This is a genomic window from Kribbella sp. NPDC003505, from assembly GCF_040610875.1.
Taxonomy (GTDB): domain Bacteria; phylum Actinomycetota; class Actinomycetes; order Propionibacteriales; family Kribbellaceae; genus Kribbella.
In genome coordinates this window covers 50,396-64,739 of the sequence record NZ_JBEXNA010000021.1, presented here as the reverse complement: position 1 = coordinate 64,739, position 14,344 = coordinate 50,396, and the positions used below count along the sequence as shown (strand labels likewise).

Genomic DNA, 14,344 nt, shown 5'->3' with positions numbered 1-14,344 from the left:
TGATTGCGCACCCATCCACAGAATTCGTCCGAGTTATGCACACCCCCTGTGCATAACGTCCTCAACCTTTCGTTGGTTTGACTGCCATCGGTCGCAGAACGCGATACCCGGCGTACACCCCGAGTGCGCTGACGACGAGGACCGCCGGCACCGCGATCGCGAGCGGCGGACGGCGGTACCCGATGGTGTCGAGCACGTCCGCGAGCCACTGGGCGACGAGCAGGAACTCGGCCGCCGCGGCCGGCAGCAGCGCGAGCGGCAGCAGCACGATGCCGCGCCAGGCCCCGAACCGGACGAACGTGATACCGAGCAGCCAGCCGGTGACCTCGTGCGACAGGATCAGCAGGAAGAACTCGGCGAAGATCAGGCCGGCCTGCGTCGTGCTGGTGAACAGGTGCGGGTTCGTCATCGTGTCGGGCCAGCCCTGCGCCGCGTAAAGCAAGCGTTCCAGCTGATACATCAGCACCCAGAGCAGCGAGGTGCCGGCCGCGGCACCGGCGAGATAGATGCCGGAGGCAAACGAAAACATCCGGCGGGTGATGCCCTGGGAGATCAGCAGCGCGAAGTACGCCGGGGTGACGGTGATGCCGACGGCCATCGAGAAGTACTTCGGCGACTGGGTTCCGTAGTCCCACGCGCTGCTCGTCACACCGCTGGTGACGAGTTGGACGGCGAGTCCGCCGAGGAACAGCGCGACCACCATCACGGCCCAGTAGCCGAGCAGCATCGGACGGAGACCGATGACCAGCGACCACAGCACGTTCTTCAACCGGTGTCCGTCGGTGGCGCCCCGCGGCAACGCCCTGCTCCGAACCGCCGTGCTCATGCCTTTGCCCCCGTGAGGTGAACGAAGAGGTCCTGCAGGCCGACCGGGCCGATCTCGAGGCCGGCCGCGGTCGCCTGCGCGAGCAACGCCGGGTCGAGGTCACCGAGGACGGTGGTCGACTTGGTCCCGCCCAGTCGCTCCTCCGCGAGCACGGTGAGGCCCGCGGCGAACTCGTCGACCGCCGCGGCCGGTCCGACGATCGAGGCGCCGCGACCACGCAGCGCGTCCACCGGGGACTGGGTGACGAGGCGGCCCCGGTCGAGGATCAGGACCTCCTCGAGCATGGTGCTCACCTCGCTGACCAGATGGGTGGACAGCACGATCGTGCGCGGCACTTCGGCGTAGTCGGCGAGCAGCATGTCGTAGAACAGGTTCCGCGACGGCACGTCCATGCCCAGGTAGCTCTCGTCGAAGATCGTCAGTGGGGCGCGGCCGGCGATGCCGATGACGACGCCCAGCGCGGACTTCTTACCGCGGGACAACTTCTGGATCTTCTTGTTCAGCGGGATCTCGAAGCGGTCCAGGAGGTCGCCGGCGAGGTCGGCGTCCCAGTACGGGCGCAGCGCGGCGGCGAGCCCGACGGCGTACTTCACCGGTACGGCGTCCGGGCGGTCGCCGGACTCGCGGATCAGGCAGACGCGGCTGGTGACGACGGCGTTCTCGTACGGCTCCTGCGCCGCGCCGAGGTCGCCGCCCTCGATCAGCACACGCCCGTCGTCGGGCCGCCGGAACCCGGCCAGGATCGCGGCGAGCGTGCTCTTGCCGGAGCCGTTGCGGCCGAGCAGCCCGTGGATCTTCCCCGGCGCCAGGCGCAGGTCGAGCCGGTCCAGCGCGGGTACACCGGCGAAGCGGACCGAGACGTTCTCGGTCCTGACAGTCAGGGCGGTCATCAGACCCCGCCCCCAGAACGGACGTGCTGGACGATGTCTTGCAGCGGGATGCCGATCGCCTTCGCCTCGCGGATCATCGGGTCGACGACGTCGGCGAAGAACGAGTCGCGGCGGCCGGTGCGGAGCAGGTCGCGGGCGTTCGGCGTGACGAACATGCCGATCCCGCGCTTCTTGTAGAGGATGCCGTCGTCGACCAGTTGGGCGAATCCCTTGGCCGCGGTCGCCGGGTTGATCCGGTAGAAGGCGGCGTACTGATTCGTCGACATCACCTGTTCGTCCTCGGCCAGCGCGCCGGACACGATGTCGTTCTTGATCTGCTCGGCGATCTGCAGATAGATCGGACTCCGGTCGTCGAACATCACCCACCCCCTTCCTCGGTTCGTTACCTGAGTAAGGAACCGTAGCGCCTGACCGGGTCACCCACCCGCGGAGTATGCGACTGCTGGAGAGACTTCTTCAGCGCCGGTACGACGGGACCGACGCGAACCGCGAGCTGCGCCAGGCGGTCCTTGTGACCGGTGCGCTGGTCCTTCGTCAGCACCGTGCGCAGATCCGCGGTCGACGCCAGGACGACGACGGACGCGTCCCGGAGGTCCACGCGGGACACGAGCCGGGACGGTCTCAACGTGTCATGGGCGCTCTGCAGGAGGTGGCGGCGTACCAGAGGATGGCGCAGCGTGATGCGGTCCGCCGGGAAGATCCCGAGCACCCGGCGCGGCTCGACCTTGATCAGTCGCGCGCGGGCGAGCTCGTCACGAACCTGCCGCACGGCCACCCCGCCCCGCCGATCGATCCAGTGCCGCCAGCGCCGTGGGCCGGTCGCGCGCAGTTCGTCCAGCACTCCCGCTGCCACCACGTCCGCAGGAGCCGGCGAGTTCGTCACGCGGACGCGGCCACCGTCGTCGACCACGTTCCCGCTGAGCTGCAGATCGACCAGTACGGCGGACCGCAGCACCTTGCCCAGCTTCGACCGGCCCGTCAGCCGGCCCCGCTGCGGATCGTAGGCCAACAGGAAAACCTTGGCAGCCGTGGAATCCGGTGCCGCTGTGTTGCCAAGAGCAACAACCTGGGCACCCCGCGACCGGTCCGCCGGACCTCGGCCCACGCCGGCCGGCCTCCGCGGCTCCCGCCGGGCCGGGCCCGGCTCGGCGCTCACGCTCTTCCTACTCATCGGCTTCCTCCTTGGACGGCCGGCCCGGGCGGCGCTGTTTGGTCACGCCGCTCGGCAAGCGGCCGGCCTCGGACAATGCCCGGCGGAGCAGATACTCGATCTGGGCGTTGGTGCTGCGCAGGTCGTCGGCCGCCCACCGGGCCAGCGCGTCGTGCACCGCGGGATCCAGCCGGAGCAGGACCTTCTTCCGTTCGACGGACACGACGGGCTCACTGGTACAGCGAGCCGGTATTGACCACCGGCTGCGCGTCGCGATCGCCGCACAGCACCACCATCAGGTTGCTCACCATGGTCGCCTTGCGCTCCTCGTCGAGCTCGACCACTTCGTGCTCCGACAGCCGGTCCAGCGCCAGCTCGACCATGCCGACGGCGCCCTCGACGATCCGCTGGCGGGCCGCGACGACCGCGCCGGCCTGCTGGCGGCGCAGCATCGCCTGGGCGATCTCCGGCGCATACGCCAGGTGGGTGATGCGGGACTCGATCACCCGGACACCGGCCGCCTGGACGCGCGCGGCGATCTCCGCCGACAGCTTCTCGGTGATCTCGTCGGTGCTGTCCCGCAGCGACAGGCCGCCGTCGTCGGTGTGCACGTCGTACGGATAGCTGTTGGCGATGTGCCGGACGGCGGTCTCGGTCTGGATGGCCACGAACTCGACGAAGTCGTCCACCTCGAACGTCGCCTGCGCGGTGTCCTCGACCTGCCACACCACGACCGCGGCGATCTCGATCGGGTTGCCGTCGGCATCGTTGACCTTGGCAACAGCCGTCTCGTGGTTGCGGATCCGGGTGGAGACCTCCCGCCGCGAGGACAGCGGGTGCACCCAGCGCAGGCCGTCCGTCCGGATGGTTCCGGCATACCGCCCGAGGATCTGCAGCACCCGGGCCCGGCCCGGCGAGACCGCGGTCAGCCCGCCGGCGACGACCAGCGCGGCCAGGAACACCAGGATCCCGAGCGTGATCAGCACGCCGTTCCCATCACCGGCGCCGAGCACGAACACCAGCACGCCGACCACCGCGAGCACGAACGCGAGCCCCGCCATCGGCCACCCGTTCAGCTCCCGCCCGGACCGCTCGACGACCTTCGGGGCCGGCATCTCCACCGCGACATCCACCATCACTTGCTCCTCTCGAATAGCTCCAAGGTAGCAAAGTGATATCACATTTACAACAGCCGATCGCCAGGATGCGGGGAACGGGAGGTGTCAGGGCAGGCGAGTGGCGAGGGATTCGAGGTGCGGCTGCCACAGCGTGGAGTGCGAGTTCGGGAGCGGGTCGATGGCCGACGGACCCCAGGCATGGATGGGGCGGATGCCGTGCAGCGCGTTGAGGAGCCAGGCTTCGGTGGTGTTCTGCAGGGCTTGGGGTGTGATCGAGCGTTCGACGATCTCGACGCCCTGGGCCGAGGCGATGCGGCGGAGCAGTTGGGCGGTGACCGACGGGAGCAGCGGGCGGTCGGACTCCGGGAAGCAGAGGGTGTCGTCCTCCCACCACGCGACGGCCGAGTACGCGGCCTCGAGGACCGTCCCGTCGGTGTCCAGCAGCAGGATCTCGTCGGCGCGGTCGGCCGCCGACTCCTTCAACTTGCCGAGCAGTTCGAGATCCGGCCCCTTCACCCGCGGCGCGGTCCGCGGATCCGGCCCGTCGTGAACGGCGACCCGCACCCGGCCGCCGATCGGCGGCGCCGGGCGAAGCTGGACGGCGAGCTCACCCGAGGCGCGCAGCTCGAAGCGCGGGAACCAGCGCCCGAACCCGGGCAGCCGCCCGATCTGCTCGTCCCAGAACCGCTCCGCGGCCACCCCCGCCGCGACACACGACCGGACGAACCGCTCCCGATGCAGTTCCAGCCCCCGAACCTTGCCATTGGCAACCAGGAACGAGTCCGCCACCTGCAGTTCCGTCATTCTCCCCCACCTTGTCCGCCGACGGCAGCCTGTGCCTTCAGCACCATTTCCTCGTACTCCGCGACCGGGTCGGAATCGAGCACGATCGCGCCACCCGCCCCGACCACGGTCTCGTCCGGCGTCAGCACCGCCGTCCGGATCACCACGCTGAGATCCGCCCGACCGTCCACGCCCAGGTAGCCGAGCGCGCCCGAGTACACCCCACGCGCACTCGACTCGAGCTCGTCGATGATCTCCATGGTGCGAATCTTCGGCGCGCCCGTCATCGATCCCGGCGGGAAGCACGCCCGGACGGCGTCGACCGCGGTCACGCCGTCGCGCAGCCGCCCGCGCACCGTCGTCACCAGCTGATGCACGGTGCGGTAGCTCTCGACCTGCATCAGCTGCGGAACCGTCACGGTCCCCGGCACGCTGACCCGGCCGAGGTCGTTGCGGATCAGGTCGACGATCATCAGGTTCTCGGCGCGGGTCTTGTCGTCCTCGGCCAGCGCCTTCGCCGCGAGCTGGTCCTGCGCCGGGTCGAGGTCGCGCGGCGCGGTCCCCTTGATCGGCCGGCACTCGGCCCACCCGTCCGCGTCCACGGTCAGGAACCGTTCCGGCGACGAGCTGGCCACGGCGAGATCGCCGTACCGGAGGAAGGCGGCGTACGGCGCCGGGTTCGCGGACCGTTGCCAGCGGAAGAACTCGAACGGGTCCGGCACGGCCGGCAGGCGGATCCGGTTCGTCAGGTTGGCCTCGTACGTCTGGCCGGCCTCGAGCTCGGCCAGGACGCGCGCGATACCGGCCAGGTACGTCGCCCGGTCCTGTTCCAGGTGCGCCTCGAGATCCATCCGGGCGATCGCCGGGACGTCGACGCCGCCCATCCACCAGTTCGACGCGGCCTCCTCGGCCCGGTCGAGCCAGTCCTCGCCGCCGTCGAGCGCGACCAGGTACGTGAGGTCGCGGTCGTGGTCGATCACCAGGAACCGGTCCGCCCAGATCCACAGCGCGTCCGGCGTCGTGGCCTCGTGCGCGGCCGCTCCCCCGGTCAGGGCCTTGAGCTCGTAGCCGAAGTACCCGACGTACCCTCCGCAGAACAGCCCGGTCAGCTCGGGCGGCGGCTCCGCGGCCCGAGCCGCGAGCAGCTCGTTCAGCTCGGCGAAGACGTCGCCGTCGGCCACGTTCCGGACCACGACGTCGGCGCCGGCCGTGGTCCCGAGGACCGAGATCCGCCGGGGCGCGCGATCGGTCAGGCTGCCGTCGAGCCAGAACGCGACCGGTTCGCCGGCCAGCAGCTCGCGGTAGACCGTCTCACCGTCGAGCGCCCGGTCGAGCGTCCGGACGGACCAGCGCAGCGCACTCACGAGCACACGGTACCGACTGACGGCCGTCAGGAGGTGGCGAGTGCCACCTTGGTCCGCATCGCGGTGATCCGGCGGATCGGGATCGCGACCTCGAGGCCGTCCTTGGACTCGGCGCGGTCGGCGAGCCAGGCCGCGGCGGTGTCGCGGCGGGCGTCCGGCGTCCCCGGCAGGTACAGGGCGTTGACCAGGCGCGTGGCGTCGTCGCGGCTGTGGATCATGTACACGTACCGCTCGCGCTGGCTCTCCATCACGTCGAACCCGGCATGCTTCAGCTGATCCTTCAGCTCGGTGATCTCACCACCGGCCGGGAACTGCGGCGTCGAGCGCAGGCGTGTGGTCAGACCGCTCAGCGTGCGGATGTCGCCGCGCCGCAGCGGCCGTACGGCGGGCACGATCGCGGCCAGGACGCCGCCGCGCCGCAGCACCCGGGCCGCCTCGGCGAGCACCTCCGGCAGCGGCTGCAGCACCATCAGGCCCATCGAACACGTGACGACGTCGAAGACCTCGTTCGCGAACGGCAGGTGCAGCGCGTCCGCCTGCACCTTCGGGCCGGGCGCGCCCTCGAGCTGGGCGGCGTTGTTGTCGACACCGACCACCCACCGCCCGTACAGCTCGCGGGCCACCGGGCCGTTGCCGCAGGCCAGGTCGAGCACCCTGCGCGCCTCGCCGGAAACGGCGCGGACGAGCCAGCGGTACGGCGTGTGGTCGCCGGCCACCGCACGCGACAGCAACGCCTCGGTGCTGCCCGGGGTGGCGGTATGGAACTCCCGCAGGTACTGCGGCCAGTCGACAGGATTCTCAGACATCGCGGCCCGACGCTACCCGCAGTACACCCGACGTACCGCATCGGGTGCACTGCGTTAACGCAGAGTTGACCAGGTGGGACTGTCAGACGCGGCTGACGAAGATGTGCCCGGCGGTCTCGTCGCTGATCACGCCGCCGGCCTCGCGGCTGCCGACCAGAACCCCCTCGGCATCCAACGTGGAGTCGACCTCACGGCCCGGCAGGGCCCCGGCCTTGCGCAGCACCGCCATCGCGCCGTCGTCGGTCTGCACCGGCTCGGCGATCCGCCGCACCAGCACCCGCACGCTCTCGCCGGTCGCGGCGTCGAGGACCTGGTCGAGCGGCTCGACGCCGATCCGGAAGTCCCCGATGTCGCTGACCTGGTGGTCCTTCTGCAGCTCCTCCAGGCCGGGGATCGGGTTCCCGTACGGCGACTCGGTCGGGTTGCCGAGGAGCTGCAGCAGTCGCAGCTCGACCGCGTCGCTCATCACGTGCTCCCAGCGGCAGGCCTCGGCGTGCACGTCCTCCCACTCGAGCCCGATCACGTCGACCAGCAGCCGCTCGGCCAGGCGGTGCTTGCGCATCACCCGGACCGCCTGCTTGCGGCCGACGTCGGTGAGCTCCAGGTGGCGGTCGCCCTCCACCTTGATCAGACCGTCACGTTCCATTCGCGCGACCGTCTGACTGACCGTCGGGCCGGACTGGTGCAACCGCTCGGCGATCCGCGCCCGCAGCGGCACGATGCCTTCTTCTTCCAGTTCGTAGACGGTCCGCAGGTACATCTCGGTGGTATCGATCAGGTCGCTCACGACAACCATTCTCACCTATTGAGGCAAGCCTTACCCAATTTCGGCTGGGTACCGGTGCAGGATGAGCACGATGACATCGGTGATGTGGTTCCGGCGAGACCTCCGGCTGACGGACAACCCCGCGCTCCTCGACGCGGTGACCTCGGGCGACGGCCGGGTTCTGGGCCTCTTCGTCCTGGATCCGTTGCTCTGGGAGCGATCCGGCGACCCGCGGCGCGAGCACCTGGCCGCGTCGCTGCGCAGCCTGTCGAAGTCGATGGGCGGGCGGCTCGTGCTACGGAAGGGCGATCCGGCAACCGTTGTCCCGGCCCTTGCGGAGGAGGTCGGGGCGACCGGCGTCCACATCGCCGCCGACTACGCGCCGTACGGACAGCAACGTGACCGAGAAGTTGAAGCCGCATTGAACTGTCCGCTGGTGCGCACCGGCTCGCCGTACGCGATCGCGCCCGGGCGGGTGCTGAACCAGCAGGGCCGGTCGTACATGGTGTTCACGCCGTACTTCAAGGCCTGGCTGGAGCACGGGTGGCGCAAACCCGTCGAGGCGCCGAAGGTGACCTGGGTGCAGGCCGACGGCGACGACCTGCCGGACGGCGACGCGGAGGGCGCCGGGGAACAGGCGGCGCTGAAGCACTGGAACGACTACCTGGACACCGTCGCGGAGTACGACGACCAGCGCGACAGGCCCGACCTCGACAGCACGTCGCGGATGTCGATCCCGTTGAAGTACGGCGAGATCCACCCGCGGACCATGCTCGCGGACCTGTCCCACCGGCGCAGCGACGGCGCGAAGGCGTACGCGCGCGAGCTCGCCTGGCGCGAGTTCTGCGCCGACCTGCTGTCCCGGAACCCGCACGCCGCCTGGAAACCGCTGCGGTCCGAGTTCGACAAGATGCAGTACGACGAACCGGACGAGCTGTTCGACGCGTGGCGCGAAGGCCGCACCGGCTTCCCGTTCGTCGACGCGGGAATGCGGCAGCTCGCCGGGAGCGGGTTCATGCACAACCGGGTGCGGATGGTCGTCGCCTCGTTCCTGGTGAAGGACCTGCATGTGCACTGGAAGCACGGCGCCCGGTGGTTCATGCAGTCGCTGCGGGACGGCGATCTGGCGTCGAACTCGCTGAACTGGCAGTGGGTGGCCGGCTGCGGCGCGGACGCGGCGCCGTACTTCCGGATCTTCAACCCGATCACGCAGGGGCTGAAGTTCGACCCGCAGGGCGAGTACGTCCGGCGGTGGGTCCCGGAACTGCGGGACCTCGCGGGCAAGGCCGCGCACGAACCGTGGAAGCACGGCGGCGCCGACGGTTATCCCGCTCCTGTCGTCGATCATGCCGAGGCGCGCCAGGAATCCCTCCGCCGCTACGACGCAATCCGCTGAGGCGGACCGCCGGCACTCATCAACTGCCGTCTGGCGGCTCACCTCATGCTCAGCACCCCCGCGGTCCGCGCGGTTGGTGAGTGCTGCGCGTCCGCCCCTTGACGCCTACTCGCCCCGCACATCTATAGTGCTAGTTACCTAGATGAATGGGGTTATGGATGATCGAGTTCCATCTGGACGGCCGGTCGGGGGTCTCGCCGTACCAGCAGATCGTTCAGCAGGTCCGGAACGCGCTGCGGCTCGGACTGCTGCGGGAGGGCGACCAGCTGCCGACCGTGAAGGACGTGGTGGCGGCGCTGGCGATCAACCCGAACACTGTGCTCAAGGCGTACCGCGAACTCGAGCACGAGGGTCTGGTCCAGGCCCGGCCCGGGCGCGGCACGTTCGTCACCCGCACACTCACCGACAACACGCTCGCCGCCCACGGCCCACTCCGCCAGGACCTCCGCCGCTGGCTGGCCAAGGCCCGCAAAGCAGGCCTCGACGACGAAAGCATCGAGGCCCTGTTCCTGACCACCTTTCGGTCCGCCGCTCAGGAGGACATAGCTTGAACACCGTTCTGCAGGCCCACGGGTTGGGGAAGAAATACGGGCGGCGCTGGGCGCTGACCGATTGTGAGTTGGAGGTGCCGGCCGGGCATGTCGTCGGGCTGGTCGGGCCGAACGGGGCCGGTAAGAGCACCTTGCTGAATCTGGCGGTGGGGATGTTGACGCCCAGCGCGGGATCCGTGGAGGTGCTGGGGGCGGCTGCGGGGACGCAGCAGGCGAAGGTCGGGTACGTCGCGCAGGACACGCCGACGTACAGCCGTCTGAGTGTCGCGGACCATCTGCGGCTCGGCGCGCGACTCAACCCCGGCTGGGACGAATCCCTTGCACAGCAACGGATCCAGCACCTCAAGCTCGACCCGAAGCAGCGGGCGGGGCGGCTGTCGGGTGGTCAGCGCGCGCAGCTCGCGCTGACGCTCGGCCTGGCCAAGCGTCCCGAGTTGCTCATCCTCGACGAGCCGGTGGCCGCGCTCGATCCGCTGGCCCGGCGCGAGTTCCTCCAGGACCTGATGGAGGCGGTCGCCGAGCAGGAGTTGAGCGTCGTCCTGTCCTCGCATCTCGTCTCGGACGTGGAGCGGGCCTGCGACTACCTGGTCGTGCTGGTGGAGTCCCGCGTCCAGGTCAGCGGTGAGATCGACACGCTGCTCGCGACCCACTTCCGGTTGACCGGGCCGCGGCGCGACCAGAAGGACCTGCCGCGCGATCAGCACGTCGTGACCGCGAGCCACACCGACCGGCAGTCGACGTACCTGATCCGGACCGACAAGCCGATCCTCGATCCGGCCTGGACGGTCACCCAACTCACGCTCGAGGACCTGGTGCTGGCCTACATGGGCCGCGACGTCCAGCCCGAGCGCCCGGCGCTGGAGGTGCAGCGATGATCTGGTTGACCTGGCGGCAGTTCCGCGTGCAGTTCCTGGTGGTCGCGGCAGTGATCCTCGCGACCACCGCCGTGCTGGTCGCGACCGGTGGGTCTCTCGCCGACGACTACCACCGCGTGACCGACAGCTTCATCAACAACCTCTCGTACCAGCCGCTCCGGATGTGGCTGTATCGCATCGGGATGGTTCTGCTGTACGCCGTGCCGCCGGTCATCGGCGCGTTCTGGGGCGCACCGATGATTGCCCGGGAGCTGGAAACCGGCACCCACCGACTGGTGTGGGGGCAGAGCATCTCCCGGTCGCGCTGGCTGGCAGGCAAGCTCGGTTTCACCGGCCTGGCAGCAATGGTGATCACGGGTCTGCTCAGTCTCGCGGTGACCCGGTGGTCCGACCCGATCGACGCCGCCGTCAACGCCGGCCAGGACTCCAACGACTACCTGCCGCGGATGTTCCCACCTGTCTTCGCCGCGCGCGGGCTCGTGCCGGTCGGGTACGCCGCGTTCGCGTTCGCGCTCGGCGTCGCCATCGGTCTGGCGGTACGCCGTACCCTCGTCGCGCTCGCCGTCACGCTGACCGTGGTGATCCTCGTCCAGGTGCTCACGCCGCCCTTCGTCCGGCCGCTCCTGATGGCACCGACCGAGCAGGACATCACCCTCACCAAGGACAACGTGCGCGGCTTCATGCTGTCCGGTGATCGGAACAATCCGGTGCTCAAACAGTTGGAGGTAGCCAGCGGATCCACGGGCGCCTGGAAGTTCTCCGACAAGACCGTGGACAGCTCAGGAAAGGAGATCAGCACGCTGCCGGCGTGGGCGATCAAGTGTGCGCCGCGCGACCCGAACGCCCCCGGCGGAAGTCCGGCAGAGCAGGGCGCCTGCTTCCAGCGGCTGGCGGACGAGGGATACCACCAGCACATCAAGTACTTCACTGCTGACAAGTTCTGGGCGCTGCAGTGGCGTGAGTTCGGGTTGTTCCTGGGGCTGGCGCTGCTGCTGTGCGGGTTCAGCTTCTGGCGGATCCGGCGCGACCTGTCGTGAACCGCCGTACCACCAGGGCCGCGGCCAGGAAGGCGGCGGCGACGAACGCCGACGTCCAGGGCAGCGTGACCGCGAGCACGACGCAGCCGGTCAGGCCGAGCACGTTGACGGCGCGCGGCCAGCGGCGCTGTTCGGCCGGCTGGGTGAAGGCGGAGGCGTTCGCGATCGCGTAGTAGAGCAGGACGCCGAAGGACGAGAAGCCGATCACGCCCCGGAGATCGGTGGTGAGCACCAGGATCCCGACCACCACGGCGAGCGCGAGCTCGGCGTGGTGCGGGACCTGGTAGCGGGGATGGACCGCGGCCAGCCAGGACGGCAGGTCGCGGTTGCGGGCCATGGCGAGCGTGGTGCGGCCGACGCCGGCGATCAGGGCGAGCAGGGCGCCGAGACTGGCGAGCGCGGCACCGATCCGGACGACCGGTACCGCCCAGACCGCACCGGCCCCGTCGACCGCGGCCGCGAGGGGCGCCGCGGTCGACGCGGGGTCGCCGGAGCGGAGCAGCGCCAGCGCGACCGCGAGATAGATGCCGATGGCAATGACGAGTGCGATCGTGATCGCGCGCGGGATGGTGCGCGCCGGTTCGCGGACCTCCTCCCCCATGGTCGCGATCCGCGCGTAGCCGGCGAACGCGAAGAACAGCAGGCCCGCCGACTGCAGGACGCCGTACGGCGTGGCGCCGGTCGTCGCGTGCTGCTGCGGTGCAGCGGTGAACAGGATTACCAGCACGAGCGCGAGGATGGCGAGGGTGCAGGTGACGAGGATCCTGGTGAGGCGCGCCGTCCTGGTCACGCCCCGGTAGTTGACCGCCGCCAGGGCGAGGACAGCCGCCAGGGCGATCAGCCGCCGCAACCAGTTGATGTCCGTAACGTAAGTAGCGAAGGTGAGTGCCATCGCGGCGCACGAGGCGGTCTTCCCGATCACGAAGCACCAGCCGGCCGCGAACCCCCACCACTCGCCGAGGCGTTCGCGGCCGTACACGTACGTCCCGCCCGAGACCGGGTAGACCGCCGCCAGTTGCGCCGACGACACCGCGTTGCAGTAGGCAACAACCGCGGCGATCACGAGCCCGACCAGCAGGCCGGAGCCGGCCGCACGAGCAGCGGGTGACCAGACGGCGAACACCCCGGCCCCCACCATCGACCCCAGCCCGATCAGCACCGCGTCGCCGAGCCCCAACCGCCGCGCCAACCCGGCGCCGGCCGGGGACGCCTGCCGCTCCGCGCCGGACCTGGCCTGCCCCGGGCGCTCCTCGTGCTGGGCGTTGTTCACGTCAGATGCCTGCCGCCATCGCCGCCGCGATCTTGGCTTCGGCATCGGCGACGACCTCCTTCGGAGCTTCGGGCATCAGGTCCGCCCACAGCGGGAGCATCTCACGGCGTGCCTCCAGCATGCCGAGCGGGCGCGGGTAGAACCAGACGTGGAAGTGCGCGGAGCCGTCGCCCCAGCGGTAGACGTGGACGCGGGCGATGTCGCCGACGGACAGGATCGCCCGCTCGATCCGGGCGACGACCGGGCCGTAGCTCTGCGCGACGTCGTCGGGCAGGTCGGCGAACGAGTCGTGGTGGCCGCGGCTGGCCAGCCACACCAGCCCGGGAATGGTGACTCCGGTCGCGCGGCACAGGGCCCAGTTGTCGTCGTACCAGATCGGCGGCTCGTGCTCGGAGTGCTCGAAGTCGGCGAGCCAGTCGCACAGACCGCAGTGCGGGCCGCCGGGTTCACCGACGCGGGGCGGTTCCGGGATCACCCGCGGCTGCGGCTCGAGGCGAATCAGCGGTTCGGCGTACGGAAGTGTCATGGCGGCCTCCAGCGAGAAACGGTTGTCGATGCCGCCAGTGAAACATGCTCGTTGCAGAAAATGCAACAGGCATGTTTCACGCTTCGACGACTCCGCGGAGCACCAGGTCGAGCGTCAGGCGCCGGGCCCGGGACCGCGACCAGTGGTGCCGCCCGCGCATGTGCACGTAGGTGAAGGCCGCCGACACCATCAGCACCTCGGCGACGTCGCTGACCCGCCCGTGCGGGTGCAGCGTGCCGTCGATCTCGCCCTCGCGGAGGAACCGCTCGAACGGATCGAGGAACGAGACCGGCCCGTTGCGCGCCTGCTCCTGGTGGAAGACCAGGTCCGACGACAGCATCAGCGGCAGGTGCCGGTCGATCACGTCGAACAACGCCTCCAGCGTCCGGACCAGGCCCTCACGCCCGGTCCCGGAGCCGGCCAGCACCGGCCACATCGTGTCCCGGTAGTCGTCGGCCAGCGCGTCGAGCAGCGAGTCCAGCAGGGTCTCGACGGTCAGCCCCTGGCGCCAGAGCGTGACCCGGGACCGCCCGACCTTCTCCGCGACCCGCTCCAGGGTCACGCCGGACCAGCCGTGCTCGGCCAGTACGGCGATGGTCGCCGTCCGGAGCGTCTCGTCCACCGCCACCGTCATCCGCGGCCCCTCACTCTTGTGCAACACGGTCGTTGCACTGCACCATGACTGTACCAACCGTCGAGGAGGACAGCGTGGACACCAGGACCGAGATCCAGGTGCGGTTCACCGACCAGGAGCGGGCCGGGCTCAGCGCGCTGGCGGCCGGCCTGCGCGGCGTGGCCGAGGCCGACCTCACCGAGGAAGACGCGCTGGTCGCGGCGCTGGAGCTCGCGCTCACCCGCCTGATCGAGGACTTCGAGGTCCCCGACCCGGCCGCCCGCGCGGAGGTGCAGCGCGCCCGCGACGAACTCCGCGCCCACTGGACCCGCGGCAGCGCGACCCTCTAGCGCCGCCCAACACGCCTCCAGCC

The 14,344-nt window shown here is 70.1% G+C and carries 18 protein-coding genes; 5 read left to right on the top strand and 13 right to left on the bottom strand.

What is annotated here, in order from left to right; genetic code table 11:
• Nucleotides 1–61: 61 nt before the first annotated feature.
• The 10 genes from ABZX12_RS42375 to ABZX12_RS42330 all read right to left on the bottom strand — a co-directional run bounded on the left by ABZX12_RS42375 (nucleotide 62) and on the right by ABZX12_RS42330 (nucleotide 7,724).
• Complete coding sequence (locus tag ABZX12_RS42375) at nucleotides 62–826, bottom strand: hypothetical protein (RefSeq protein ID WP_355701148.1); 765 nt, start codon at nucleotides 824–826, stop codon at nucleotides 62–64.
• Nucleotides 823–1,716, bottom strand: a complete 894-nt coding sequence (locus tag ABZX12_RS42370; protein WP_355701147.1) for an ABC transporter ATP-binding protein — start codon at nucleotides 1,714–1,716, stop codon at nucleotides 823–825. Before ABZX12_RS42370 ends, ABZX12_RS42375 begins: the two co-directional genes overlap by 4 nt.
• Entirely contained in the window at nucleotides 1,716–2,075 is a 360-nt protein-coding gene (locus ABZX12_RS42365) for a GntR family transcriptional regulator (protein WP_355701146.1), read from the bottom strand. Before ABZX12_RS42365 ends, ABZX12_RS42370 begins: the two co-directional genes overlap by 1 nt.
• A 23-nt stretch (nucleotides 2,076–2,098) precedes the next feature.
• On the bottom strand, nucleotides 2,099–2,887 hold the full coding sequence (locus ABZX12_RS42360; RefSeq protein WP_355701145.1) for a GPP34 family phosphoprotein: 789 nt from the start codon (nucleotides 2,885–2,887) through the stop codon (nucleotides 2,099–2,101).
• On the bottom strand, nucleotides 2,880–3,089 hold the full coding sequence (locus ABZX12_RS42355; RefSeq protein ID WP_355701144.1) for a hypothetical protein: 210 nt from the start codon (nucleotides 3,087–3,089) through the stop codon (nucleotides 2,880–2,882). Before ABZX12_RS42355 ends, ABZX12_RS42360 begins: the two co-directional genes overlap by 8 nt.
• 7 nt (nucleotides 3,090–3,096) lie before the next feature.
• Nucleotides 3,097–4,002 (bottom strand): SPFH domain-containing protein, encoded by a 906-nt coding sequence (locus tag ABZX12_RS42350; protein ID WP_355701143.1) that lies wholly within the window; start codon nucleotides 4,000–4,002, stop codon nucleotides 3,097–3,099.
• Between the two features lie 87 nt (nucleotides 4,003–4,089).
• Nucleotides 4,090–4,788, bottom strand: a complete 699-nt coding sequence (locus ABZX12_RS42345; RefSeq protein WP_355701142.1) for an aminotransferase class IV — start codon at nucleotides 4,786–4,788, stop codon at nucleotides 4,090–4,092.
• On the bottom strand, nucleotides 4,785–6,131 hold the full coding sequence (gene pabB / locus ABZX12_RS42340; RefSeq protein WP_355701141.1) for an aminodeoxychorismate synthase component I: 1,347 nt from the start codon (nucleotides 6,129–6,131) through the stop codon (nucleotides 4,785–4,787). Before pabB ends, ABZX12_RS42345 begins: the two co-directional genes overlap by 4 nt.
• A gap of 26 nt (nucleotides 6,132–6,157) precedes the next feature.
• Complete coding sequence (locus tag ABZX12_RS42335) at nucleotides 6,158–6,937, bottom strand: methyltransferase domain-containing protein (RefSeq protein ID WP_355701140.1); 780 nt, start codon at nucleotides 6,935–6,937, stop codon at nucleotides 6,158–6,160.
• A gap of 82 nt (nucleotides 6,938–7,019) precedes the next feature.
• Nucleotides 7,020–7,724 carry a metal-dependent transcriptional regulator gene (locus ABZX12_RS42330; RefSeq protein ID WP_355701139.1) on the bottom strand — a complete coding sequence of 235 codons (705 nt, stop codon included), beginning with the start codon at nucleotides 7,722–7,724 and terminating at the stop codon, nucleotides 7,020–7,022.
• Between the two features lie 61 nt (nucleotides 7,725–7,785).
• Between ABZX12_RS42330 and ABZX12_RS42325 the strand changes: the two genes are divergently transcribed.
• The 4 genes from ABZX12_RS42325 (at nucleotide 7,786) to ABZX12_RS42310 (ending at nucleotide 11,562) form a co-directional block, all read left to right on the top strand.
• Nucleotides 7,786–9,099, top strand: coding sequence for a deoxyribodipyrimidine photo-lyase (locus ABZX12_RS42325; protein WP_355701138.1), 1,314 nt, complete (start codon nucleotides 7,786–7,788; stop codon nucleotides 9,097–9,099).
• A 158-nt stretch (nucleotides 9,100–9,257) separates the two neighbouring features.
• Nucleotides 9,258–9,650, top strand: a complete 393-nt coding sequence (locus ABZX12_RS42320) for a GntR family transcriptional regulator (protein ID WP_165549724.1) — start codon at nucleotides 9,258–9,260, stop codon at nucleotides 9,648–9,650.
• A complete protein-coding gene (locus ABZX12_RS42315; RefSeq protein ID WP_355701137.1) occupies nucleotides 9,647–10,525 on the top strand; it encodes an ABC transporter ATP-binding protein in 879 nt (292 codons plus the stop codon). The genes ABZX12_RS42320 and ABZX12_RS42315 overlap by 4 nt, the downstream gene beginning before the upstream one ends.
• Entirely contained in the window at nucleotides 10,522–11,562 is a 1,041-nt protein-coding gene (locus ABZX12_RS42310; RefSeq protein WP_355701136.1) for an ABC transporter permease subunit, read from the top strand. The genes ABZX12_RS42315 and ABZX12_RS42310 overlap by 4 nt, the downstream gene beginning before the upstream one ends.
• On the opposite strand, the gene ABZX12_RS42305 is transcribed toward ABZX12_RS42310, so the two are convergent.
• The 3 genes from ABZX12_RS42305 to ABZX12_RS42295 form a co-directional block, all read right to left on the bottom strand.
• Entirely contained in the window at nucleotides 11,528–12,877 is a 1,350-nt protein-coding gene (locus ABZX12_RS42305) for an APC family permease (protein WP_355701135.1), read from the bottom strand. The two genes, ABZX12_RS42310 and ABZX12_RS42305, sit on opposite strands and share 35 nt — an antisense overlap.
• Nucleotides 12,834–13,358, bottom strand: coding sequence for a hypothetical protein (locus ABZX12_RS42300; RefSeq protein ID WP_355701134.1), 525 nt, complete (start codon nucleotides 13,356–13,358; stop codon nucleotides 12,834–12,836). The genes ABZX12_RS42305 and ABZX12_RS42300 overlap by 44 nt, the downstream gene beginning before the upstream one ends.
• A 76-nt stretch (nucleotides 13,359–13,434) precedes the next feature.
• Nucleotides 13,435–13,992, bottom strand: coding sequence for a hypothetical protein (locus ABZX12_RS42295; protein ID WP_355701133.1), 558 nt, complete (start codon nucleotides 13,990–13,992; stop codon nucleotides 13,435–13,437).
• Between the two features lie 44 nt (nucleotides 13,993–14,036).
• Here ABZX12_RS42295 and ABZX12_RS42290 point away from each other — a divergent pair, with 44 nt between their 5' ends.
• On the top strand, nucleotides 14,037–14,321 hold the full coding sequence (locus ABZX12_RS42290) for a hypothetical protein (protein ID WP_355701132.1): 285 nt from the start codon (nucleotides 14,037–14,039) through the stop codon (nucleotides 14,319–14,321).
• Nucleotides 14,322–14,344: the final 23 nt, after the last annotated feature.